This is a genomic window from Achromobacter xylosoxidans A8 (genome assembly GCF_000165835.1).
Classification (GTDB): Bacteria; Pseudomonadota; Gammaproteobacteria; order Burkholderiales; family Burkholderiaceae_B; genus Achromobacter; species Achromobacter xylosoxidans_B.
Genome location: NC_014640.1, coordinates 4,353,993 through 4,376,664, shown reverse-complemented (window position 1 = coordinate 4,376,664; position 22,672 = coordinate 4,353,993). Strand labels below are relative to the sequence as shown.

The 22,672-nt window shown below is 67.3% G+C and carries 19 protein-coding genes; 12 read left to right on the top strand and 7 right to left on the bottom strand.

Annotated elements, in window-relative coordinates:
- Position 1: 1 nt before the first annotated feature.
- Complete coding sequence (locus AXYL_RS20260) at positions 2-1,429, bottom strand: amidase (protein WP_013394723.1); 1,428 nt, start codon at positions 1,427-1,429, stop codon at positions 2-4.
- Between the two features lie 16 nt (positions 1,430-1,445).
- On the bottom strand, positions 1,446-2,438 hold the full coding sequence (locus AXYL_RS20255; protein ID WP_013394722.1) for a Bug family tripartite tricarboxylate transporter substrate binding protein: 993 nt from the start codon (positions 2,436-2,438) through the stop codon (positions 1,446-1,448).
- 137 nt (positions 2,439-2,575) lie between these two features.
- On the opposite strand from AXYL_RS20255, the gene AXYL_RS20250 reads away from it, so the two are divergent.
- The 8 genes from AXYL_RS20250 to AXYL_RS20215 all read left to right on the top strand — a co-directional run bounded on the left by AXYL_RS20250 (position 2,576) and on the right by AXYL_RS20215 (position 9,301).
- The gene (locus tag AXYL_RS20250) at positions 2,576-3,526 is read left to right on the top strand and encodes a LysR family transcriptional regulator (protein WP_013394721.1); all 951 of its coding nucleotides are present in this window, start codon (positions 2,576-2,578) and stop codon (positions 3,524-3,526) included.
- A gap of 153 nt (positions 3,527-3,679) precedes the next feature.
- Positions 3,680-4,447: an IclR family transcriptional regulator gene (locus tag AXYL_RS20245; RefSeq protein WP_013394720.1), complete on the top strand. Its 768-nt coding sequence runs from the start codon at positions 3,680-3,682 to the stop codon at positions 4,445-4,447.
- Positions 4,448-4,523: 76 nt separating this feature from the next.
- Positions 4,524-5,228, top strand: a complete 705-nt coding sequence (gene pepE / locus AXYL_RS20240; RefSeq protein WP_013394719.1) for a dipeptidase PepE — start codon at positions 4,524-4,526, stop codon at positions 5,226-5,228.
- Positions 5,225-6,154: a DUF1177 domain-containing protein gene (locus AXYL_RS20235; RefSeq protein ID WP_013394718.1), complete on the top strand. Its 930-nt coding sequence runs from the start codon at positions 5,225-5,227 to the stop codon at positions 6,152-6,154. The genes pepE and AXYL_RS20235 overlap by 4 nt, the downstream gene beginning before the upstream one ends.
- Positions 6,151-6,837 carry an AroM family protein gene (locus tag AXYL_RS20230; RefSeq protein WP_013394717.1) on the top strand — a complete coding sequence of 229 codons (687 nt, stop codon included), beginning with the start codon at positions 6,151-6,153 and terminating at the stop codon, positions 6,835-6,837. Before AXYL_RS20235 ends, AXYL_RS20230 begins: the two co-directional genes overlap by 4 nt.
- Before the next feature lie 117 nt (positions 6,838-6,954).
- Positions 6,955-7,944, top strand: coding sequence for a Bug family tripartite tricarboxylate transporter substrate binding protein (locus AXYL_RS20225; protein WP_013394716.1), 990 nt, complete (start codon positions 6,955-6,957; stop codon positions 7,942-7,944).
- A gap of 136 nt (positions 7,945-8,080) precedes the next feature.
- Entirely contained in the window at positions 8,081-8,383 is a 303-nt protein-coding gene (locus tag AXYL_RS34425; protein ID WP_041654015.1) for a zinc-ribbon domain-containing protein, read from the top strand.
- Positions 8,384-8,407: 24 nt separating this feature from the next.
- Positions 8,408-9,301 carry a cation diffusion facilitator family transporter gene (locus AXYL_RS20215; RefSeq protein ID WP_013394715.1) on the top strand — a complete coding sequence of 298 codons (894 nt, stop codon included), beginning with the start codon at positions 8,408-8,410 and terminating at the stop codon, positions 9,299-9,301.
- Positions 9,302-9,399: 98 nt separating this feature from the next.
- Here AXYL_RS20215 and coaBC read toward each other — a convergent pair whose 3' ends face one another.
- The 4 genes from coaBC to AXYL_RS20195 form a co-directional block, all read right to left on the bottom strand.
- Entirely contained in the window at positions 9,400-10,599 is a 1,200-nt protein-coding gene (gene coaBC, locus AXYL_RS20210; protein WP_013394714.1) for a bifunctional phosphopantothenoylcysteine decarboxylase/phosphopantothenate--cysteine ligase CoaBC, read from the bottom strand.
- 168 nt (positions 10,600-10,767) lie between these two features.
- A complete protein-coding gene (lspA, locus tag AXYL_RS20205; RefSeq protein ID WP_013394713.1) occupies positions 10,768-11,307 on the bottom strand; it encodes a signal peptidase II in 540 nt (179 codons plus the stop codon).
- Positions 11,308-11,309: 2 nt separating this feature from the next.
- On the bottom strand, positions 11,310-14,171 hold the full coding sequence (gene ileS, locus AXYL_RS20200; RefSeq protein WP_013394712.1) for an isoleucine--tRNA ligase: 2,862 nt from the start codon (positions 14,169-14,171) through the stop codon (positions 11,310-11,312).
- Positions 14,161-15,126, bottom strand: coding sequence for a bifunctional riboflavin kinase/FAD synthetase (locus AXYL_RS20195; RefSeq protein WP_013394711.1), 966 nt, complete (start codon positions 15,124-15,126; stop codon positions 14,161-14,163). The genes ileS and AXYL_RS20195 overlap by 11 nt, the downstream gene beginning before the upstream one ends.
- A gap of 134 nt (positions 15,127-15,260) precedes the next feature.
- Between AXYL_RS20195 and purN the strand changes: the two genes are divergently transcribed.
- Both purN and AXYL_RS35445 read left to right on the top strand, forming a co-directional pair.
- Positions 15,261-15,917 (top strand): phosphoribosylglycinamide formyltransferase, encoded by a 657-nt coding sequence (gene purN, locus AXYL_RS20190; RefSeq protein WP_085947881.1) that lies wholly within the window; start codon positions 15,261-15,263, stop codon positions 15,915-15,917.
- A 1,114-nt stretch (positions 15,918-17,031) separates the two neighbouring features.
- Complete coding sequence (locus tag AXYL_RS35445; RefSeq protein ID WP_041655791.1) at positions 17,032-18,402, top strand: RsmB/NOP family class I SAM-dependent RNA methyltransferase; 1,371 nt, start codon at positions 17,032-17,034, stop codon at positions 18,400-18,402.
- Between the two features lie 14 nt (positions 18,403-18,416).
- On the opposite strand, the gene AXYL_RS20180 is transcribed toward AXYL_RS35445, so the two are convergent.
- On the bottom strand, positions 18,417-18,812 hold the full coding sequence (locus tag AXYL_RS20180; protein ID WP_013394708.1) for a hypothetical protein: 396 nt from the start codon (positions 18,810-18,812) through the stop codon (positions 18,417-18,419).
- Between the two features lie 355 nt (positions 18,813-19,167).
- On the opposite strand from AXYL_RS20180, the gene AXYL_RS20175 reads away from it, so the two are divergent.
- Both AXYL_RS20175 and AXYL_RS20170 read left to right on the top strand, forming a co-directional pair.
- Positions 19,168-20,376 (top strand): fatty acid desaturase, encoded by a 1,209-nt coding sequence (locus AXYL_RS20175; RefSeq protein WP_013394707.1) that lies wholly within the window; start codon positions 19,168-19,170, stop codon positions 20,374-20,376.
- Positions 20,373-22,667, top strand: coding sequence for a UvrD-helicase domain-containing protein (locus AXYL_RS20170; protein ID WP_013394706.1), 2,295 nt, complete (start codon positions 20,373-20,375; stop codon positions 22,665-22,667). Before AXYL_RS20175 ends, AXYL_RS20170 begins: the two co-directional genes overlap by 4 nt.
- The last annotated feature ends 5 nt before the right edge of the window (positions 22,668-22,672 follow it).

The window sequence follows — 22,672 nt, the reverse complement described above, 5'->3', positions numbered from 1 at the left end:
ACTATGCCATCACCGGCGGCCGCGGCGGCGGCGCGCAGGCCTGCTCGTAGGCCTCGGCGGCCAGCAGCAGCTGCAGGTCGCCGTGGCAGGGGCCAACCAGTTGCAAGCCCAGCGGCAGGCCATCCTGGCCCAGTCCGCAAGGCACGCTGACGGCGGGGTGGCCGGTCAGGTTGAACAGCATGGTCCACGGATACCAATGGGCGCGGATGTCGCCGAACGAGCGGCCGTCAATGTCGATGGTGTCGAAGATGTCCGTGCCCAGCGGCAAGGCGGTGCGGGACATGGTCGGCATGGCCAGCAGGTCGGCCTGATCGAACAGCGCCTGCACCTTGCGATAGAGCGCGGTGCGGGCAAACATGGCTTCCTGGTATTGCTGGGCGCTGAACGCCGCGGCGGTGGCGATCTGCCGCCGGAAGGTGGCGCTGTAGGCGTCGGGTTCGCGCTCGATCAGGGGCAGGAAGCGAGTGCGCCAGACGGTATGGTTGATGACGCGCCAGATCGGCTCGACATCGAAGCCCGCGCCGTCGAACGGCTCGACTTCCGCGCCCAGATCGGCCAGGCGCGCCAGTGCCGCCTCGAATGCGCGGCGCACGTCGGCAGCCACGGGGCGGCCGGGCGGGGCGGCGCAGTAGCGTATGCGCTTGCCGCGCAGCGTTTCGTGGGAGGCCGCCGCGCCGGCGTAGTCGGCGCGGGGCACGCCCAGGGACCACGGATCGCAATCGTGCGGGCCGGCCATGGCCGCCATCATCAAACGGGTATCGGCCACGCTGCGCGTGGTCGGCGTCACATAGGTCTGGTTGCCGATGGCGTCCTGCGCCTGGCTGTGCGGTATCGCGCCCAGGCTTTGCTTGAATCCCACCACGCCGTTGCACGCGGCGGGAATGCGGGTGGAGCCGCCGCCATCGCTGGCCACCGCCAGCGCCGTGATGCCGGCGGCCGTCGCCGCGGCGGCGCCGCCGCTCGAACCGCCGCAGGTGCGTTCCAGGTTCCAGGCGTTGCGGGTATGGCCGAACAGCGGGGAATCGGTCATCGACTTGGAGCCGAACTCAGGCGTCGTGGTCTTGCCGATCAGGATGGCGCCATGCTGGCGCAGCCGCGCCACCGCCACGGCGTCTTCGGCCGGCACGTTCGCGCTGAACGGCACGGCGCCGAAGGTGGTCCGCACGCCCGCGGTATTGACCAGGTCCTTCACCGTGTAGGGCAGGCCATGCAAGAGGCCCGCCGCATCGCCGCGCATCAGCGCGGCTTCGGCAAGCCTGGCCTCGGCGATAGCCTGGTCGGCGCACAAGGTGATGAAACAGTTCAGGACGGGTTGCAGTCGCTCGGCCCGGTCCAGCGAGGCGCGTACCAGCTCTACCGGGGACACGGCCTTGGTTCGGACCAGGCGCGCGGCCTCGACCGCGCTCAGCTCGCAAAGAGAATCGCTCATCGAAGCCACGTTCCGCCTATTCGTCGAAGGAAATGCCGGCGGCTTTGACGATGGGGGCCCAGTGCGCGCGCTCGACGCCGATGCGGCGCTTGGCGGCCTGTGCGTCCTGGGGTTCGACCAGGAAGCCCGCAGTCTGCAGTTTTTCCACCAGCGCCGGCCGCTTGCCGGCCGCGATGAAAGCCTGTTCCAGCTGGGCGATGGTGGCGTCCGGCGTGGCTGCGGGCGCGTACACGCCATACCAGCTGGCGGCGTGCTGGTACTGCGGGTAGCCCTGTTCCAGCAGCGTCGGCACATTGGGCAGCGTGGGCAGGCGGCGGCTGCCGGCCACGCCCAGGAATTTCACCTTGCCGGCGTTGTACAGCGGCAGCATGCTGGCGACGGCGTCCCAGCCCATCGATACCTCGCCGCCGGCCACGTCCACCAGCATGGGCGCAGCGCCGCGGTAGAGTACCGGCACGACTTCGAGGCCGTTCTGGCTGCCCATCTCTATGGTTCCAAGCTGACCGGGACTGCCTTGCGTCGCCAGGCCCAAGGTCGCCTTGGCGCCTGCCTGCTTGGCCCATTGCACGTATTCAGCCATGCTGCCATACGGTTGGGTGGCGCCCGTTACAGCGCCGGTAGGCACGTCCGCCACCAGAGCGACGGGGCGCAAGTCGTGATCCGGGTCGTACCCCAGCTTCTTGTAGGTCAGGGGAAAGATCACGAACATTGGCGACGAGCCGAGATACAAGATCAGGCCGTCTGCCTTGGCCCGCTTCACCACATCGAAACCCAGCCGTCCCGATGCGCCGGGACGATTCTCGACGATGACATTGGCATACCCCGCCGTCTGCAGCTGTTCGGCGTAGGCGCGGGCCACGGCGTCGGCCGCGCCGCCCGCTGCGTAGCCGACTATCAGGCGTACGACCTTGTCGCCGCCGGCCGGCTCCTGGGCCATGGCGCTGGGTGGCAGGCAGGCCGTCGTCGCGGCGGCAAGGATGAAGGCAAGTAGTCGGGTGCGGTCCAGCAAGTCGGTCTCCTGTCGGCGCGGCTTCACGTCCGCGGATCTGATGCCCTCGGATCGGCCCATGGCCACGCGCTATGCCACTATGATCGGATCGCCTGGCTTTACCGTATAGTGAATTATTTGCTCAAGGTATTGAGGAAATGCTCAAGCCATCCCTGGAGTCCCTAGCCTCCCGCCTCAAGCTGCGGCATTTGCAGATTGCGCTGGCCTTGCGCGATGCGCCCTCGGCCAAGGAGGTCGCCGTGGCCGCGAACGTGAGCGAATCAGCGGTCTCGAAAACCCTGGCTGAACTGGAATCGCAGTTGGGATTCAAGTTGTTCGAGCGCATGGGCAATGCCAAGCGTCCGACGGAAATGGGCCGCCAGGTCCTGCCCATGATGGAAGCCGTGGTGGCGCAGGCGCGCGGGCTGGCCCAGACAGTCATGGACGTGCGCGGCGGCCACCAAGGCGAGCTACGGATCGGCGTGGCCACGGATATGGGCAAACTGAGCCTGGCGCCGTTGATCCATGCCTTCAACCAGGCGCAGCCGGGCGTTGCCCTCGACGTGCAGGCTGGCGGGTATCGCGCCATGGCGGATCTGCTGCTGGACGACAAGCTGGATGCGCTGGTGTGTTACGACGCACCCGAGCTGATCGCACCCGGCTTGGGCCGCTTGCGGCTGGTGGCGCCGCAGCCCTTGGTGGTTGTCGCCAATGCGCGGTTATCGCCGCTGGCGGCGCGGCGGCGCCTCACGCTGAAGGATCTGCACGCGCAGCCCTGGTGCAAGCCGCGTCCGGGCACGATGATGCATGACAAGCTGACCGCGTTGTTTCTGGGGGCGGATTTGAGCCTGCCGCTGCGTGGTATCCAGGTGAGCGATCTGCTGCTTACCGACGAGTTCATCCGCAGCACGGATTATCTGGTCATGCTGCCGCTGGCGGCGGCGCAACGTCTGACCCGAGCAGCCGAGGCTGTCATCCTGCCGGTCGACCTGCACGAACACAATCCGCCCACGATCATCGCTTGGCAGCGCGCCGCCGAACGGCATCCTCCGCTCCATCGGTTTCTGCAATTCTGCGGTGCGCCGCAGGACGGGAAGACGATCGAGTAAGGGTTCCATTCCTCTCGACAGGCTGATCCGACGGATTTCTGCCCCCGGTGACCCGGGGGCTTTTTCATGGCGTTTCCGTATTGACCGCCATCCAGCCCCTGCATTATTCTTGTTCAACTTAAAGGAACATAAGTTCCGATTTATGGAACAAGCATGAGTATTCTCGATGGCGTCCAGCGCGTGCTGGGGCTGTACGCGGAAGGCGCGTCGGAGCTGAGCTTCACCGAAGTGGCGGCTCGCCTGTCCATGCCCAAGAGCAGCGCATCGCGCCTGCTCAATCAGATGCAGCATTACGGCCTGCTCGACCAGGACGCCGCCACGCGCCGCTATCGCGCCGGGACCATGCTGGCCCAGGCCGTGCGCGCCGGCATGGCGGCCACGCCGCTGGACGATGCCTGCCGCGCCGTGTTGACCCGGCTGTCCGACGACAGCGGCCTGACCGCCTATCTCTCTACCCTGAACCAGCGCGAAACCGTGGTGCTGCAACGCCTGAACGGCTCGCACCCGGTGCAGGTGCTGTCGCCGCCCGGCTCGCGCCGCGCCGCTTCGGGCACCGCCATGGGCCGGGCGCTGTTGTCGCGTTTAAGTGAAACGGAGTTCCAGGCGCTGTATGGCACCGATCCCGATCAGCCGCTGCCCACCGAAGGCCGCGATTGTCCCGCCACGGTCGGCGACCTGGTCCGCCTGGTGGCGCAGACCCGCGCGGACCATTGCGGCGTGGCCATCGACCAGGCCATGCCGGGCATAGGCGCGGTGGCTGCCGCCGTGCGCGACCCCGCCACCGGCGAACTGCGCGGCCTGTGCCTGTCCTTCGTTTCCTTCCAGGCCGATGCCGACCGCGTCGCGCGCTTGCGCGAGTCCGTGCTGCGGCAGGTCGGGGCGCTGGGGCGCGAACTGAACGATCCCTATTGGCTGGCCTGAACGCTTGCAGGCTCACAAATACAGATGCGTCCGCGCCGCCGGACATCCAGAAAATCCCCTTACGGAAATCCTCCACATGAACCTACTGCTCCTCAGCAACTCCAGCAGCGATGCCGGCTATCTGGTCCACGCGCTGCCCGACATCCGCGAACTGATCGCATCGCTGCCGCAAGGCGCGCCGGCCGTCTTCGTGCCGTACGCCGGCGTTACGCGCGACTGGGACGACTACACCGCGCTGGTGGCGTCGGCGCTGGCGGATACCGGCCTGGACATCCAGGGGCTGCATCGCGCCGAGGATCCCGCGGCCGCGCTGGCGGGCGCCGCGGCCATCATCGTGGGCGGCGGCAACACCTTCAACCTGCTCGGCCAGCTGCGCCGCCTGGGCTTGCTTGACGTCGTGGCGCGCCGCGTGCGCGAGGGCGCGGCCTATCTGGGCTGGAGCGCCGGCTCCAACCTGAGCTGCCCCAGCATCTGCACCACCAACGACATGCCCATCACCGACCCGCAAGGCTTCGACGCCCTGGGCTTGCTGTCGTTCCAGATCAACCCGCACTACACCAACGCGCATCCGCCCGGACATCGCGGCGAAACCCGCGCCCAGCGCCTGGCCGAATTCTGCACGCTGAACCCGCAGATGCCCGTCCTCGGCCTGCCGGAAGGCTCGGCCCTGCGCGTGCGCGGTAGCCAGATCGATCTGATCGGCCCGCACGATGCGCCGCTGTTCATCGGCCGCGAAGAGCCCCGCGTGTTCCGCCCCGGCCCCGTGGAGATCCCGGCATGAAGCACGTCATCGATACCATCGAACTGCTGTCCTCCGCCCACATCACCGGCGAGGCCGTTGCCGGGCAACTGCGCGCGGCTGGCAACTGCGAGGTCGAGGTGACCCGGCTGGAGCGCGACGGCGCCGCCACCGAATTCCTGTCCATCGTGATTCCCGGCCTTGATGACGCCGCGCCGCAACTCGGCATCGTCGGCCGCCTGGGCGGCATCGGCGCGCGTCCCGCGGTCACCGGCCTGGTGTCCGACAGCGACGGCGCGGTGGTCGCCATCGCCGCGGCCTTCAAGCTGATGGCCATGGCCCGCCAGGGCGACGTCCTGCCGGGCACGGTGCGTATCCGCACCCACATCTGCCCGCGCGCCGGCACGCGGCCGCACCATCCGGTGCCGATGATGCGCTCGCCGTTCCCCATGCGCGAAATGATGTCGCATGAAGTCGACCCGCGCATGGACGCGATTCTGTCGGTCGACACCACACGCGGCAACCGCCTGGTCAACCACCGTGGCGTGGCGCTGACGCCGGTCGCGCGCCAGGGCTATCTGCTGCGCATTCCCGAAACCATGCTGGACGTCATGGGCTGGGTCAGCGGCGAACTGCCGGTGACTCTGCCGCTGACCACGCAGGACATCACGCCCTACGAAAACGGCCTGTGGCATGTGAACTCGCTGATGCAGCCCACGATCGTTACCGGCGCGCCGGTGGTGGGCGTGGCGCTGACCGCGCAGACCACGGTGCCGGGCTGCGCCACGGGCGTCACCAACGCCGTGGACGCCGACGTCGCCATGCGCTTCTGCATCGAGATCGCCAAGCTCTACGGACAGGGCGCGATGAGCTTCGTGGATGAAGCCGAATGGGCCGCGCTGCAAAGCCGCTACGGCTCGATGGCGCATCTGCAGACGGTGGGCCGCGTCGACGCGGGCGCGGCATGAGCGCGCAGCCGCGCCGCGTGGCGTTCTTCACCATCGGCCAGTCGCCGCGCAGCGACGTGGTGCCCGAGATGGCGCCGCTCCTGGGCGAGCAGGTGCGCATCGACGAGTTCGGCGCGCTGGACGGCCTGGATGCCGCCGGCCTGGCCGCGCTGGCGCCCAAGCCGGGCGAGTACCGCTTTGCCACCCGCATGCGCGACGGCTCGCAGATCGAACTGGACGCGGCCGCCGCCGAGGCGCGCCTGGCCGAGGTCATGCGCCAGGCCGACGCGGCGGGCTACGACGTGCTGGTGCCGCTGTGCACCGGCACCGCGATCGCGCCGATGCGCACGCTGGTGGTCGAGCCGCAGCAGGTGGTGGACCACCTGGTCGCCGGCCTGGCCGAGCATTGCCGCAAGGTGGGGCTGGTAGTGCCGCTGGAGGCGCAGGTCGACGCCTTCCACATGGTCGTGCCGCTGTCCTGCGAGACCCTGGTCGTGCATGCCTCGCCCTACGAAGCCGACGCGGCGCAGGCCGCGCGCAACTTCGAGCAGGCGGGCCGCGAACTCGCGTCCTGCGACCTGATCGTCATGCATTGCATGGGCTACGCCGAGCGCATGCGCCAGGCGGTGGCGCAAGCCTCGGGCCGGCCGGTGCTGCTGTCCAACCGCATGGTGGCGCAGGCGCTGGCGCAAATACTGGAATAACGCCGCGGGAACCGTTCCAGCCTTGCCGCACACAGCGATGCGCGGCAAGGCCGGGGCGGACGAGCGGCGAGAGGAGACGAAGCGGGCTTCGTCAATCAATCGTTGGGAGTGTTTTTCATGTTCAGCCGTAATCTGCATCGCGCCGCTGGCGCACTGTTCGCCGTCGCAACCCTGACGGCCGCGCCGGCCTACGCCGCCGACGCCTGGAAACCCGCCAAGCCGGTGCGCCTGTTGGTGGGCTTCGCGCCCGGCGGTTCCGCCGACACCCTGGCGCGCCTCCTGGCCGAGCCGCTGTCGCAGCGCCTGGGCCAGCCCGTCGTGGTCGAAAACCTGGCCGGCGCCGGCGGCAACATCATGGCCTACCGCCTGGCGCAGTCCCCGGCCGACGGCTACACCATCGGCATTGCCGCCGCCGGTTCCATGGCCATTACCCATGTCCTGAATCCCAAGGGCACCAACTACAAGCCGGCGGATTTCACGCCCATCACGCTGGCCGCGGTGCAGCCCAACGTGGTTATCGTCAACACGGACGTGCCGGCCAACAACCTGGCCGAACTGAAGGAGTATTTCCAGAAGACGCCGACCGCCACCTACGGCACTGCTGGCGTGGGCATTTCCAACCACCTGATCGCCGAGACCATGCTGTACAAGCTGGGCGTGAAGGTGCCGCACGCCGCCTATCGCGGCGCCGCGCCCGTCATCACCGATCTGCTGGGCGGCCACATCGCCATGACGATGGACAACATCTCCACCGCCGCGCCGCTGGCCTCGCAAGGCAAGGTCAAGGCCATCGCCGTGGCTTCGATCAAGCGCGCGCCGCAATTGCCCAACGTGCCGACGCTGGATGAGCAAGGCCTGAAGGGTTTCGACATGCCGACCTGGCAGGGCGTGTTCGCGCCCGCCGGCCTGCCCGCCGACGTGCTGGCTGCCTATTACGCGGCCATGCAGGACGTGCTGAAGCAGCCCGCGCTGGTCGAGAAGATGGCCGGCCTGGGTTCCGAGCCGGTCACCGGCATGACGCCTGAGCAGTTCAGCCAATTCCTGGAGAAGGACCGCCAGCAATGGGCCGACATCGTCAAGGCGGCCAACATCAGCCTGGAACAGTAAGCCAGGTTGCCCCAAAGACCCTCCAGTAACACGGAGGGTTTTTTTATGTTCCACGCTGCCGAGCTTGACTCTGAAGTTACTTCAGGCTTTTTCATGAGGCCTGGCAATACGCCGGAACGGCGATTCGGAGTCTGAAATGGGCATACTGAAGCATCTGCTGGGCGGACAGGGCAGCCGCCATGGTTACGGCGGCCGTCATGGCTACGATGGCCATCGGGGGGGCTCCCACGGCAATCCGCCGCAAAGCGCTTCCTCGCATGCGGCAGGCGTGGCCTGCAATAGTTGCGGCGCGGCGCAGCCTGCGGGCAGCCGGTATTGTTCGCAATGCGGCGCCTCGCTCGCGGCGGCCGCATGTCCCCAGTGCCGTACCGCGCTTGCCCCAGGAGCGAGTTTCTGCGGACAGTGCGGCACCGCGGTCGCGCGCACGGTTCAGCCTTGATTTCCTTCCACGACCAGGACAGCCATGAGCGACAGCCATCAGCACGGTGACGTGCGCGCCTTGCCCGAATCCCGCCTCTGGATCGCCTTTGCATTGACCAGCACGTTCATGCTGGTGGAGATCGCGGGCGGGATGATCACAGGCAGCCTGGCATTGATTTCCGATGCCATGCACATGCTGACCGACGCCATGGCTTTACTGCTGGCGCTGGTGGCGATACGCGCGGGCCGCAAGGCGGCCGACCTGATGCGCACTTACGGCTACGCCCGCTTCGAGATCCTGGCGGCGGCGGTCAACGCGCTGGTGCTGCTGGGCGTGGCGTTCTACATCCTGTACGAGGCCTACCAGCGCTTGTCGGCGCCGCAGGACATCCAGTCGCTGGGGATGCTGGCCGTCGCCGTGGTTGGGCTGGTCGTCAACCTGATCTCGATGCGCCTGTTGGCCAGTGCGAAGGACGAGAGCCTGAACGTGAAGGGCGCCTACCTGGAGGTATGGGCCGACATGCTGGGCTCAATCGGCGTGATCGTCGGCGCCGTGCTCATCTGGTTCACCGGCTGGCGCTGGGTGGATTCCGCGCTGGCGGTAGGCATAGGCTTCATGGTGTTCCCGCGCACCTGGACCTTGCTGCGCGAATGCGTGAATATCCTGCTCGAAGGCGTGCCGCCGGGCATGAGCCTGCAGGCCGTGCGCGATGCCATCGCTGGCACGGCCGGCGTGGCCGCCATCCACGACATCCATCTGTGGGCGGTGACGCAGAGTAATCCGATGCTCACGGGCCATGTGGTGCTGGCGCCCGGGGCGGACGGCGAACAGGTGCGCTGCGCCATCGAAGCCCGCTTGCAGGAGGATTTTGACCTGCACCATACGACGCTGCAGATGGAGCGCGAGGATCGTTCGGCCGACGAACACATCCACTGAGCGCGGCCAATCCCGCGGCAGAGCCGCCAGTAAAGAAAAACCCCTGTCCGAGGACAGGGGTTCATCAGCAGCCAGGCCAAGCCGCGAGGCCTGGTTTTTTACTTGCTGGGCACTCTCGCGGCAATCTCGGCGATCAGGCGCCGCGCCGCGTCCAGCTTGTCGCCGGCGGGCAGGGGGTGGGTGCCTTGTTCGTCGAACAGCACCAGTTCAGTGGTGTCCGCGTCCATGACCTTGTGCGCCAGGTTGCCCACCAGCAGCGGAATGCCCTTGCGCGTGCGCTTGGCTTCGGCATGTTCCGCCAGCTTTTCGGTTTCGGCGGCGAAGCCCACGCACCAGGGGCCATTGGGCAGCTTGGCGACTTCAGCCAGGATGTCCGGATTGGGTTCGAATTCCATCACGGGCGCGCCGCCGCCTTCGCTGGTCTTCTTTAGCTTTTGGTTGCTGACGTTCTTGACGCGCCAGTCCGCCACGGCGGCCACGGCAATGAAGATGTCGGCGTCGGCCGCGCTGGCCATCACGGCGTCGTGCATCTGGCGCGCGGTGGTGACCGACAGCGCGGTGACGCCGCGCGGGACTTGCAAGAAGGTGGCGCCGGTGATCAGCGTGACGCGGGCGCCGGCCTCGCGCGCGGCGCGCGCCAGCGCGTAGCCGGTCTTACCGGAAGAGCGGTTGCTCAGCACACGCACCGGGTCCACCGGTTCGGACGTGGGGCCCGCGGTCAGCAGCACGTGGCGGCCGGCCAGCAGCTTGGGCTGGAAGAAGGCGATCAGGTCGGTCAGCAGCTCATGCGCTTCCAGCATGCGGCCGTCGCCGGTTTCGCCGCAAGCCTGTTCGCCGGCGGAGGGTCCCAGCACGCTGATGCCGTCGGCGCGCAGTTGTTCGACGTTGCGCTGCGTGGCCGGGTTGGCCCACATCTCGCGGTTCATGGCGGGCGCCACCAGCAAGGGACAGGCACGTGCCAGGCATAGCGTGGACAGCAGGTCGTCGGCCATGCCATGGGCCAGCTTGGCCATGAAGTCGGCGCTGGCGGGCGCGATCAGCACCGCGTCCGCGCCGCGCGTCAGGTCGATGTGCGCCATGTTGTTGGGCACGCGGGCGTCCCACGCGTCCACGAACACCGGGCGGCCCGACAGGGCCTGCATGGTGACCGGGGTGATGAAGTGCGTGGCCGCCTCGGTCATCACCACGTCGACGGTGGCGCCTTGTTCGGTCATGCGCCGCACCAGTTCAGCGATTTTGTAGCAGGCGATGCCGCCGGTCAGGCCGAGGACGATGCGTTTGCGGGCGAGGTCGAGCATGAGGGAGGCGGCGGGTTCAGCGCCGTGTAAACGAGGAACGGACAGTGATTTTATTCTGCATTGCGGCATTGCGCCGTTCGCGATGCGTTCAGGGGGCATCAAGCAGGACAAAAACCGTGAGAAAGAGGGGGGAGGCCGGGGCATGGCGGCGCCCCGGCCGGGCCGTTTTCAGGCCTGGGTCTTGGCCTTGCGGCCTCGCAGGAGCTCGTCCAGCACCAGCAGCACGGCGCCGCAGCTGATGCCCACGTCCGCCAGGTTGAAGGCGGGGAAGTAGGAGTCGTTCCAGTAGAACAACAGGAAGTCCACCACGTGGCCATAGACCACGCGGTCGATGACGTTGCCGATGGCGCCGCCCAGGATCAGGGTCAGTGCCAGGCTGAAGCGCGGCTGGCCGTGAGTGCGGCGCAGGATGATGGTGATGACCACCGCCGCCACGCAGCCCAGGCCGGTGAACAGCCAGCGCTGCCAGCCTTCCTCGGAAGCCAGGAAGCTGAACGCAGCGCCCCGGTTGTACATCAGCGTGAAGTCGAAGACCGGCAGCACGTTGACGCGCTCGCCGTACTGGAACGAGGTGTTGAAGTAGACCTTGGTCAGCTGGTCCAGCACGATGATGAGCAATGCCAGCGCCAGCCAGCCGCCCACGCGCGCCGGCGCGGCGCGGGCGGGGGCGGTGGCGCCCGTCACTCCGGGTTCGGAGGGGCGGGCCATGCTCAAGCCTTGTCGCGGGCTTCGCCCGAGCCGAACAGATTGGACACGCAGCGGCCGCAGATCTCGGGGTGGTCAGCGTCCTGGCCCACGTCCAGGCGCCAGTGCCAGCAGCGCTCGCACTTCTTGTGCGCCGACGGCGTGACCTCGATGCGGGTCTCGCCTTCGCCTGCATGCACGGTGGCGCGCGAGACGATCAGCACGAAGCGCAGGTCGTCGCCCAGGCTGGCCAGCAGTTCCTGGTCGGCGCCGTTGGCGTACAGATCGACTTCGGCCTGCAGCGAGGAACCGATGTCGCCAGCCGTGCGCACTTCTTCCAGCTTGCGCTGGACTTCGGCGCGGATGGCGCGTAGACGGGTCCACTTGGCCGACAAGGCGTCCGCGTCCGCGAACGGCGGCAGGGCGTGGTAGACCTCGGTGAAGATGGTGGTGCGGGCGGCGTCGGCCTGATTCTTCAGGGCCGAGTTGACCAGTTCCTTCCAGGCTTCTTCGGCGGTGAAGGACAGGATCGGCGCCATCAGCTTGAGCAGCGTCTGCGTGATGTCCAGCAGGGCCGTCTGGGCCGAGCGGCGCGCGCGGCTGTCCACGGCCGAGGTGTACAGGCGGTCCTTCAGGATGTCCAGGTAGAACGCGCCCAGGTCTTCCGAGCAGAACGTCTGCAGGCGCGAGACCGCCGGGTGGAAGTCGTAGCGTTCGTAGTTGGCCTGGACTTCCGCCTGCATCTGCGCCGTCATGGCCAGCGCGTAGCGGTCGATCTCGAAGAGTTCGCCGTAGGGCACGGCCTGCGTCACGGCGTCGAAGTCGGCCAGGTTGGCCAGCAGGAAGCGCAGCGTGTTGCGGATGCGGCGGTAGCCTTCGACCACGCGCTTGAGAATCTCGTCCGAGATGGACAGTTCGCCCGAGTAGTCGGTGGAGGCCACCCACAGGCGCAGGATTTCCGCGCCCAGCGAGTCGGATACCTTCTGCGGGGCAATCACGTTGCCCACCGACTTGCTCATCTTGCGGCCCTGGCCGTCCACCACGAAGCCGTGCGTGAGCAGCGCCTTGTAGGGCGGCTGGCCGTAAAGCATGCAGCCGGTCAGGAGCGACGAATGGAACCAGCCGCGGTGCTGGTCCGAGCCTTCCAGGTACAGGTCGGCGGGCCAGGCGAGTTCAGCGCCGTGCGAACCGGCGAAGTCGCCGTCCTTGCCGCCCAGCACGGTGGCGTGGGTGCTGCCCGAGTCGAACCACACGTCGAGCGTGTCGCGATTCTTTTCGTACTGGTCGGCTTCGTCGCCCAGCAGCTCGCGCGGATCCAGCGTCTGCCAGGCTTCGATGCCGCCTTGCTCGACGCGCTGCGCCACCTGTTCCAGCAGTTCGGACGTGCGCGGATGCAGCGCGCCGGTTTCCTTGTGCACGAAGAAGGCCATCGGCGTGCCCCACTGGCGCTGGCGCGACAGGGTCCAGTCCGGACGGTTGGCGATCATGGCGTGCAGGCGGGCGCGGCCCCAGGCCGGATAGAAGGCCGTGGCGTCGATGCCGGCCAGCGCCGATTCGCGCAGGGTCGGGCTGCCGTCCTTGGGCTTCACGTCCATGCCGGCGAACCATTGGCTGGTGGCGCGGTAGATGATCGGAGTCTTGTGGCGCCAGCAGTGCATGTAGCTGTGCTTGTGCTTTTCCACGTGCATCAGCGCGCCGGCTTCCTGCAGCGCCTCGACGATCTTGGGGTTGGCGTCCCAGATGGACAGGCCGCCGAACAGCGCCAGGCTGTCCACGTACTTGCCGTCGCCCATGACCGGGCTGATGAAGTCGGTGTCCTTCATGCCGTGCTCCTTGCACGACACGAAGTCCTCGATGCCGTAGGCCGGCGCCGAGTGCACCACGCCGGTGCCGGAGTCGGCCGTCACGTAGTCGCCCAGGTAGGCGGGCGACTTGCGGTCGTAGGCGGCATTGAACTGCGCCAGCGGATGGCGGAACTCGATGCCCGACAGCGCCGCGCCCGGAGCGGTGGCGATGACTTCGCCTTCCAGGTTCCAGGCCTTCAGGCAGGCTTCGACGCGCTCTTTGGCGATCAGCAGCAGGGGGCCGAACTTGGGCGCGGGCGACACGCGCACCAGCGCGTATTCGATCTCGGGATGCAGGTTCAGCGCCTGGTTGGACGGGATGGTCCAGGGCGTGGTGGTCCAGATGACGATGGCGCCATCGTCGACCGAGTCCAGGCCGAAGGCGCTGGCCAGCTTGGCGTGTTCGGCGAACGGGAAGGCCACGTCCACCGCCGGGTCGACGCGGTCGGCGTATTCGACCTCGGCTTCGGCCAGGGCCGAGCCGCAGTCGAAGCACCAGTTCACGGGCTTCAGGCCGCGGAACACGTAGCCCTTGTCCAGGATGCGGCCCAGCGCGCGGATTTCGTCGGCTTCATTGCTGAAGTTCATCGTCATGTAGGGACGATCCCACTCGCCCAGCACGCCCAGGCGCTTGAAGTCCTTGCGCTGGCGGTCGATCTGTTCGAGCGCGTAGGCGCGGGCCTTGGACTGCACTTCGGCCACGGGCAGGTGCTTGCCGTATTTCTTTTCGATCTGGATTTCGATCGGCATGCCGTGACAGTCCCAGCCCGGCACGTAATGCGCGTCATAGCCGGCCATGTTGCGGCTCTTGACGATGATGTCCTTCAGGATCTTGTTGACCGCGTGGCCGATGTGGATGTCGCCGTTGGCGTAGGGCGGGCCGTCGTGCAGCACGAAGCGCGGCCGGCCGCGGCTGGCGGCGCGGATTGCCTGGTAGACGTGGTTTTCCTCCCACTGCGAAATCCAGGCGGGCTCGCGCTTGGCGAGGTCGCCCCGCATGGGGAAGGAGGTATCGGGCAGGTTGAGGGTCTTTTTATAGTCCATGAACGGCAAAATAGGCGCGCGCGTTTCGCGCGTCTTCGGCGATGGCGGCAGTCAGGGAAGGGAGGTCAGGAAATTTTTCTTCGTCCCGCAGCTTTTGCAGGAATTCGACGCGTACGAGTTTACCGTAAGCGTCGATGGTCTCGTCGAGCAGGTGTGACTCCAGCAGCACGCGGCCGCGGTCTTCGACGGTGGGGCGCACGCCCAGGCTGGCGACCGCCGGCAACGGACGGTCGGCCAGGCCGTAGACTTGCACCACGTAGATACCGGAGCGCGCGGCGCAGCGCTCCGCCACGCGCAGGTTCATGGTGGGGAAGCCCAGTGTGCGGCCCAGCTTCTGGCCGTGGATCACGTGGCCGCTGATGTGGTACGGGTGGCCCAGCAGGTGGCGGGCGCGTTCCAGATCGCCCACAGCCAGCGCGGTGCGCACTTCGGAACTGGAGATCCGGTGGCCTTGCTGGTCGGTCACGTCCGCCAGCGTCTGCACTTCGAAGCCATGGCGCAGGCCGGCCTCGCGCAGCAGGTCGATGTCGCCGCTGCGCTTGTGGCCGAAGCGGAAATCCTCGCCCACCAGCAGCCATTTGGCGTGCAGGCCCTGGACCAGCAGTTGTTCGATGAAGGCGTTGGCCGACATTTCAGCCAGGCGGGCGTTGAAGCGCTCCACCACGACCTGGGAGATGCCGTAGCGCGCCAGCGCGGCCAGTTTGTCGCGCAAACCCGAAATGCGGGTGGGCGCCAGTTCCGGGCGTTGGTTCAGGGTGGCGAAATACTCCCGCGGATGCGGCTCGAAGGTCATCACGGCGGGCGTCAGGTTGCGGTCGCGCGCGACCTGGCAGACGCGCGCCAGCATGGCCTGGTGTCCGCGGTGGACGCCGTCGAAGTTGCCGATCGTCAGCGCGCAAGGGGCGCGCCGGTCGGGCGGGGGCAGGGATCGGTAGATGCGCAGCGATGGTTTCACGAGCGAGAGTTTACAATTTTGGATTCCGGGTTTGTTCCTGTTTCCTCCTGACGCGCGTCCAGGCTGTTGCCGCACGCGGGATTCTGGAGGGCGGACGGGCCCGATTTCCCTTGGAATTCCTTATCTTGCCGGAAATATCTACCATCAAGCGCCGCATCGTCATCCTGATCTCGGGACGCGGCAGCAACATGCAGGCATTGGCCGAAGCCTGCCGCAATGAGGGCTGGCCTGCCGAAGTCGCCGCCGTCATCGCCAGCAAGCCCGACGCCGCGGGCCTGGAATGGGCAGCCCACCAGGGCATCCCCACTGGTGCGCTGTACCACAAGGACTACGCCAGCCGCGAAGCCTTCGACGCCGCGCTGGCCGCCGAAATCGACCGCTACGAACCCGATTACGTCATCCTGGCGGGCTTCATGCGCGTGCTGACGCCGGGCTTCGTCAATCACTATGCCGGCCGGCTGGTGAACATCCATCCCTCGCTGCTGCCGGCTTTCCCGGGACTGCACACGCACGCCCAGGCGCTGGCTACCGGCGTGCGCGTGCATGGCTGCACTGTGCATTTCGTCACGCCGGTGCTGGACCATGGCCCCATCATCGCCCAGGGCTGCGTCCCGGTCCTGGCGGGCGATACGCCCGAAGCCCTGGCCGAGCGCGTGCTGGCGGTGGAGCACCGCGCTTTTCCGGCGGCGGTGCGCTGGCTGGCTGAAGGCCGGGTTACCCTGACCAGTGACCACCGGGTGAACGTGCAAGGCGATCCCGACCGCCTGTTCGCCTGGTCGCCGGCCGCCTGAGCGGCCCCGAATCGCATTTTTCGGGCGGAAGCCCTCCGCCCCATTGGAATACACCATGAGCAAACCCCAATCTCCGCGTTCCCGTCCGGCAGGCGCCGCCGGGGCCGCCTCCGAAGGCCGCGACGGTCGGTCCTTCTTCTCGCGCCCCAAGGGCGATGCGCGCACGCCGGTCGCGCGCGACAGCGCCCGTGACGATCGTTCGGGCGGCAGCCGCGACGAGCGCGCCAGTGGTCGTCCGGCGCCGCGTCCTTCCTATGACGCCCCGCGCGGTGAAAACCGTGGCGGCGAGCGCGGCTCCTATGGTTCGGAACGCCGCGAAGGCCGTCCGGGCCCGCGTCCGTCTTATGACGCCCCGCGTGGCGAAAACCGTGGCGGCGAACGCGCCTCCTACGGTTCGGAGCGCCGCGAAGGCCGTCCGGCGCCGCGTCCTTCTTATGACGCCCCGCGCGGTGAAAACCGTGGCGGCGAGCGCGCCCCTTACGGTTCGGAGCGCCGCGAAGGCCGTCCGGGCCCGCGCCCGTCCTATGACGCCCCGCGTGGCGAAGGCCGTGGCGGCGAACGCGCTTCCTATGGTTCGGAACGTCGCGAAGGCCGTCCGGGCCCGCGTCCGTCCTATGATGCTCCGCGCGGCGAAGGCCGTGGCGGCGAACGCGCTTCCTATGGTTCGGAGCGCCGCGAAGGCCGTCCGGGTCCACGCCCATCCTATGACGCTCCGCGTGGCGAAGGCCGCGGCGGCGAACGCGCGTCCTATGGTTCGGAGCGTCGCGAAGGCCGTCCGGGTCCGCGCCCATCCTATGACGCTCCGCGCGGCGAAGGCCGTGGCGGCGAACGCGCTTCCTATGGTTCGGAACGCCGCGAAGGTCGTCCGGACTCGCGTCCGTCCTATGACGCCCCGCGCGGTGAAGGCCGTGGCGGCGAACGCGCGTCCTATGGTTCGGACCGTCGCGAAGGCCGCTCGGACTCGCGTCCGTCCTACGGCGCGCCGCGAGGCGATGATCGCGGTGGCGAGCGGGGCCAGTATGGCGGCCCGCGCGGCGGCGGCAGCGACGGCGGCCAGGACCGCCCGCCCAAGCCCCAGTTCAACCGCCCGCGCCAGTCGCATGCGGCCATCCGTATCGACCAGGTCCAGCGCGTCCTGGGCGAAATCCTGCAGTGGACCTATCCGGCCGACGCGGCCCTGTCGCACTGGCTGCGCCATCACCCCAATCTGGGCGCGCGCGACCGTTCCGAAGTCGCCGAAGCCGTCTATGACGTGCTGCGCCATCTGCGCCGCTACCGCCAATTCGGCGAAAGCGGTGTCGGTCCGGCCTCGCGCCGCCTGGCCATCCTGGGCCTGGCCGCGACGCTGGGCGCCGAGGCCCTGACCGAAGGCATGGACGCCGCTGAAGCCGAATGGTTGCAACGCGTGTCGCAGATCGATCTGGCGACGCTGCCGCGCGCCGTGCGCGGCAGCATTCCTGACTGGCTGGACGAGCGCCTGGGCGCCATGGACAGCCCCGAAACCCTGATCGAGGCGCTCAACCGCCAGGCCAGCCTGGACTTGCGCGTCAACCCGCTGAAGGTCGAGCGCGACGCCATGCTGACGGAATTGCAGCAGGGCGCCGGCCGCTACGAACCGGTCGCGATGCCTTATTCGCCCTGGGGCATCCGCATGGAAGGCCGCCCGGCCATCAACCGCTGGCCGCAGTTCGAGAACGGCAGCATCGAGGTCCAGGACGAAGGCAGCCAACTGCTGGCCCTGCTGGTGGCGCCGCGCCGCGGCGAAATGATCATCGACTTCTGCGCTGGCGCGGGCGGCAAGACGCTGCTGCTGGGCGCGCTGATGCGCTCCACCGGCCGCCTGTACGCCTTCGACGTGTCGGCGGCCCGCCTGGCGCGCGCCAAGCCGCGCTTCGCCCGCAGCGGCTTGTCCAACGTGGTACCCGTGGTCATCGACAGCGAAAACGATGCCCGCGTCAAGCGCCTGGCCGGCAAGGCCCAGCGCGTGCTGGTCGACGCCCCGTGCAGCGGCATCGGCACCCTGCGCCGTAATCCGGACCTGAAATGGCGCCAGCACCCAGAGGCGCTGGCCGAACTGGGCCAGTTGCAGGAACGCATTCTCAACAGTGCGGCGCGCTGCGTCGCGCCGGGCGGCCGCCTGGTTTACGCCACCTGCAGCCTGCTGGCCGAGGAAAACGAGGTGCAGGCCGAGCGCTTCCTGGCCAGCCACCCCGATTTCGAGCGCCTGGACGCCGCCGAAATTCTGGCCGCCCGCTGCGAAACCCTGAAGCTGGACGGACCCTACGTCCAACTGCGCCCTGACGTGCACGGCACCGACGGCTTCTTTGCCGCGGTGTTCGAACGCAGGAAGAAGGGCGCGGCAGCCGGGGCTGAGAACGCCGAGGTAGCGAACGCCGACGATGTCCCCGCTGAAACGTCGACCGAAGCATCGGCGGAAACGCCGGCCAAGGAAACCGCGGCCGGCCCGCAGGATCAGCCGGCCTGAACGGGAACGCCGGGTCAGGGACCCGGCGTCACCACCACCGTGGCGCTGTAGCGCCGCGTGCCGAGCGTCTTGTTCTGGTACTTCACTTCCCAGGCCAGGCTGTCATTGCCGGGCTGGTCCGCCTGGTAGACCACCTGGGATACCGGCACGGCCTGGTAGGCGCAGCGGCCGGAATCGCTGGACTGGCCGCGCGTCTGCATGATGTTGGCCTTGCCCAGGCGCGGCATCATGGTCAGCGATACCCGCGGCGCGCGCAGCGCCAGGCAGTCCGCGCCGCGGATCTCGTAGTACGAGGCCAACACGGCGACGTCGCCCGACTTCACCGTCTGTGCGGGAACGGAGGCAGGCAGGGCGGCTGCCAGCGCGGCCACGGTACAAAATAATTGGGGACGTATTTTTTTCAGCAACATCAGTTGGGCAAAAGAGACAGTTTGGTCAGCAAAGCACCCGCAGTGTGCGCCAGCCGCGAGTCTGCTTCAAGACCGGATGCCCAGCTGACAGGAACTTTAACGACGAAATCCAGCCCAAACCTTGCGCCTTCGCGTATGCCCCCCACGTTCCCTGGGGAGGACGGCCCTAGCGCCGCGTGCCGCAAGGCTCGGCCTCGCAACCTTCGTTTCTGGCGGCGAGAGTGGTTTTTTGCCCTGAAAAACCGAGGCTTAGTCCTTGATTTCGCTCAAAAACTATTTTGAAACTACCTTGTCATAAGTCGGTCAAGGTAAGCTAAACTCCAGGCACTTCTCTAGCGAGGCTCCTAACAGCTTTATGGATTACATCCTTTCCTTCATTGCCGGCGGTCTGACCCAAGCTACTTGGTGGCAGGTCGTCGTGTTCACTCTGGTTGTGACGCACATCACGATTGTGGCGGTCACGGTCTTCCTCCATCGCAGCCAAGCGCACCGGGGTCTGGATCTGCATCCGGCCGTCATGCACTTCTTCCGCTTCTGGCTCTGGATGACGACCGGCATGGTCACCAAGGAATGGGTGGCCATTCACCGCAAGCACCACGCCAAGTGCGAAAAGGAAGGCGATCCCCATTCGCCTATCCTGTTCGGCATCTGGAAGGTGCTGTTCCGCGGCGCGGAACTGTACCGCGAAGAATCGAACAACAAGGAAACCATGGCCAAGTTCGGCCACGGCACGCCTGACGACTGGCTCGAGCGCAACGTCTACAGCAAGCACAGCCTGTGGGGCGTGCTGAGCATGCTCGCCATCGACGTCGCCCTGTTCGGCGCCATCGGCGTCACGGTGTGGGCCGTGCAGATGGCCTGGATTCCCTTCTGGGCCGCCGGCGTCGTCAACGGCATCGGCCACTACTGGGGCTACCGCAACTACAACAGCCCGGACACCAGCACCAACGTGTTCCCCTGGGGCATCGTGATCGGCGGCGAAGAACTGCACAACAACCACCACGCCCACGGCACGTCGGCCAAGTTCTCGGCCAAGTGGTACGAGTTCGACATCGGCTGGTGCTACATCAACATCCTGAAGTTCTTCGGCCTGGCCAAGATCAAGAAGGTTGCGCCCAAGCTCAAGCTGGACGACAGCAAGACCGGCATCGACCTGCGCACCCTGCAAGGCGTGATCACGCACCGCTACGAAGTCATGGCCCGCTATGCGGACGTGATCAAGAGCGCGGCCCGCGAAGAGCTGGCCAAGCTGAAGGATTCGCGCAACAAGGGCAGCGCCGAGTGCGACTGGACCAAGCTGCACAGCGTGCGCCGCGCCATCCACCGCAACGAGGACATCCTCCAGCCCGAACAGGTTGCCGCCGTGGACCAGGCCATCGCCCAGAACAAGTCGCTGGCCACGCTGGTACAGATGCGCCGCGAACTCGGCCGCATCTGGGAAAGCTCCAGCGCCAGCAGCGAACAGCTTCTTCATGACCTGCAGGCCTGGTGCCAGCGCGCCCAGCAAAGCGGCATCGCCGGGCTCGAGCAATTCGCTCAACGTCTGCGCCGCTACGCGGCATGATGCTAGAGAAGCTCAATCCTGAACAACGCGCCGCAGTAACGTTAGAACCGCAGCACGCCCTGGTCTTGGCCGGGGCGGGCAGCGGCAAGACCCGGGTGCTCACCACCCGCATGGCCTGGCTGATTCAAACCGGCCAGGCCTCGCCTTTTGGGCTGCTGGCGGTCACGTTCACCAACAAGGCGGCGCGCGAGATGCTCGCGCGCATGTCGGCCATCCTGCCGATCGATACGCGCGGCCTGTGGATCGGTACCTTCCACGGTCTGTGCAACCGCATGCTGCGCGCGCATCACCGCGATGCCGGCCTGCCGCAGAGCTTCCAGATCCTGGACGTCACCGACCAGCTCGCGGCGATCAAGCGGCTGATGAAGGCCAACGGCGTCGACGACGAAAAGTATCCTCCCCGCGATGTGCAGCGCTTCATCAACGGCGCCAAGGAAGAGGGCCTGCGTCCCGCCGACGTCGAAGCCTACGACGCCCATCGCCGCCGCCTGATCGAGATCTACCAACTCTACGAGGCCCAGTGCCTGCGCGAGGGCGTGGTGGACTTCGCCGAGCTGCTGCTGCGCGCCTACGAACTGCTGTCGCGCAACGCGCCCGTGCGCGAGCACTACCAGCGCCGTTTCCGCCACATCCTGGTCGACGAGTTCCAGGACACCAACACGCTGCAATACAAGTGGCTGCGTCTGTTGGCCGGCGGTGGCGCCGCGATCTTCGCGGTGGGCGACGACGACCAGTCCATCTACGCGTTCCGCGGCGCCAACGTCGGCAACATGGCCGACTTCGAGCGCGATTACGCGCGCGGCACCGTGATCCGCCTGGAGCAGAACTACCGTTCCTTTGGCCACATCCTGGATTCGGCCAACGCGCTGATCGGTCACAACACCGGCCGGCTGGGCAAGAATCTCTGGACCGAGCAGGGCGACGGCGAGCCGGTGCGCGTCATCGAGCAGCCGTCCGACGGCATGGAAGCGCAGTGGATCGTGGACGAGATCCGCTCCCTGATCCGCGAAGGCAGCCTGCGCCGCGAGATCGCCGTGCTCTACCGCAGCAACGCGCAGTCGCGCGTGCTGGAACACGCCATCTTTTCCGCCGGCATTCCCTACAAGGTCTACGGCGGCCTGCGCTTTTTCGAGCGCCAGGAAATCAAGCACGCGCTGGCCTACCTGCGCCTGATGGCCAACCCGCACGACGATACCTCCTGGATGCGGGTCGTCAACTTTCCCACGCGCGGCATCGGCGCGCGCACGCTGGAGCAATTGGGCGACGCCGCGCGCGCGCACGACACCAGCCTGTACGCGGCCGTGGCTCTGGTGCCGGGCAAGGGCGGTTCCAACTTGGCGCAGTTCGCGCAGCTGATCCATCGCCTGATCGAAGAGACCCGCGACCTGCCGCTGCCGGAAATGGTCGAGCACATGCTCGAGGCCAGCGGCCTGAACGCGCACTACAAGGCCGAACGCGAAGGCGCGGAACGTCTGGAAAACTTGAATGAACTGATCACGGCCGCGGCCGTGTTCGCGTCCGAGGAAAACTACGACGGCATGCCCGCTGGCGTGGTGCCCGAACAGGACACGGCCTCCACGCTCAATGCGGGCGTGGTGGACGCGCCCATTGTGGCGTCCGACGGCCTGACGCCGCTGGCGGCGTTCCTGTCGCATGCGGCGCTGGAAGCCGGCGACAACCAGGCCCAACAGGGCCAGGACGCCGTGCAACTCATGACCGTGCACGCGGCCAAGGGCCTGGAGTTTGACGCCGTGTTCATCACCGGCCTGGAAGAGGGGCTGTTCCCGCACGAGAACAGCGTCCTGGAAGCTTCCGGACTGGAAGAAGAGCGCCGCCTCATGTACGTGGCCATTACGCGCGCGCGCCAGCGCCTGTACATCAGCCTGGCACAAAGCCGGATGCTGCATGGCCAGACGCGCTACGCGATGCGTTCTCGCTTCCTGGACGAAATTCCGGAACAGCACCTGAAGTGGCTGTCGCCCAAGGCCGGTCTGGCCCAGGTCGGCGGCACGGGCGCGGGCTGGGGTGGCGGCAATCGTGGCGACGCTTTCGGACGCAAGCCCACCAATACCATTGCGCCGCGTCAACCGCGTGGCGTCGCTACCGGTGTCACGGTGGGCGACAAGCAGTATCGTGTGGGGCAGGGCGTGCATCACGCGCGGTTCGGCGATGGCACGATCGTGAGCCTGAGCGGAGCAGGGCAGGACGCCCAGGCTGAAATCCAGTTCCGCGACGTGGGCGCCAAGACCTTGGCGCTGGGCATCGCCAAACTCGATATTGTTCAGGGTTGACACAC

Excerpts from the sequence above, each read along its gene's own strand:
- AXYL_RS20230 (WP_013394717.1), top strand. The coding sequence starts at position 6,151 with ATGAGCGCGCAGCCGCGCCGCGTGGCGTTCTTCACCATCGGCCAGTCG.
- pepE (WP_013394719.1), top strand. The coding sequence starts at position 4,524 with ATGAACCTACTGCTCCTCAGCAACTCCAGCAGCGATGCCGGCTATCTG.
- lspA (WP_013394713.1), bottom strand. The coding sequence starts at position 11,307 with ATGGCCCGCCCCTCCGAACCCGGAGTGACGGGCGCCACCGCCCCCGCC.
- AXYL_RS20175 (WP_013394707.1), top strand. The coding sequence starts at position 19,168 with ATGGATTACATCCTTTCCTTCATTGCCGGCGGTCTGACCCAAGCTACT.
- AXYL_RS20260 (WP_013394723.1), bottom strand. The coding sequence starts at position 1,429 with ATGAGCGATTCTCTTTGCGAGCTGAGCGCGGTCGAGGCCGCGCGCCTG.
- AXYL_RS20170 (WP_013394706.1), top strand. The coding sequence starts at position 20,373 with ATGATGCTAGAGAAGCTCAATCCTGAACAACGCGCCGCAGTAACGTTA.
- coaBC (WP_013394714.1), bottom strand. The coding sequence starts at position 10,599 with ATGCTCGACCTCGCCCGCAAACGCATCGTCCTCGGCCTGACCGGCGGC.
- ileS (WP_013394712.1), bottom strand. The coding sequence starts at position 14,171 with ATGGACTATAAAAAGACCCTCAACCTGCCCGATACCTCCTTCCCCATG.
- AXYL_RS20180 (WP_013394708.1), bottom strand. The coding sequence starts at position 18,812 with ATGTTGCTGAAAAAAATACGTCCCCAATTATTTTGTACCGTGGCCGCG.
- AXYL_RS20225 (WP_013394716.1), top strand. The coding sequence starts at position 6,955 with ATGTTCAGCCGTAATCTGCATCGCGCCGCTGGCGCACTGTTCGCCGTC.
- AXYL_RS20245 (WP_013394720.1), top strand. The coding sequence starts at position 3,680 with ATGAGTATTCTCGATGGCGTCCAGCGCGTGCTGGGGCTGTACGCGGAA.
- AXYL_RS20235 (WP_013394718.1), top strand. The coding sequence starts at position 5,225 with ATGAAGCACGTCATCGATACCATCGAACTGCTGTCCTCCGCCCACATC.
- AXYL_RS34425 (WP_041654015.1), top strand. The coding sequence starts at position 8,081 with ATGGGCATACTGAAGCATCTGCTGGGCGGACAGGGCAGCCGCCATGGT.
- AXYL_RS20215 (WP_013394715.1), top strand. The coding sequence starts at position 8,408 with ATGAGCGACAGCCATCAGCACGGTGACGTGCGCGCCTTGCCCGAATCC.
- AXYL_RS20250 (WP_013394721.1), top strand. The coding sequence starts at position 2,576 with ATGCTCAAGCCATCCCTGGAGTCCCTAGCCTCCCGCCTCAAGCTGCGG.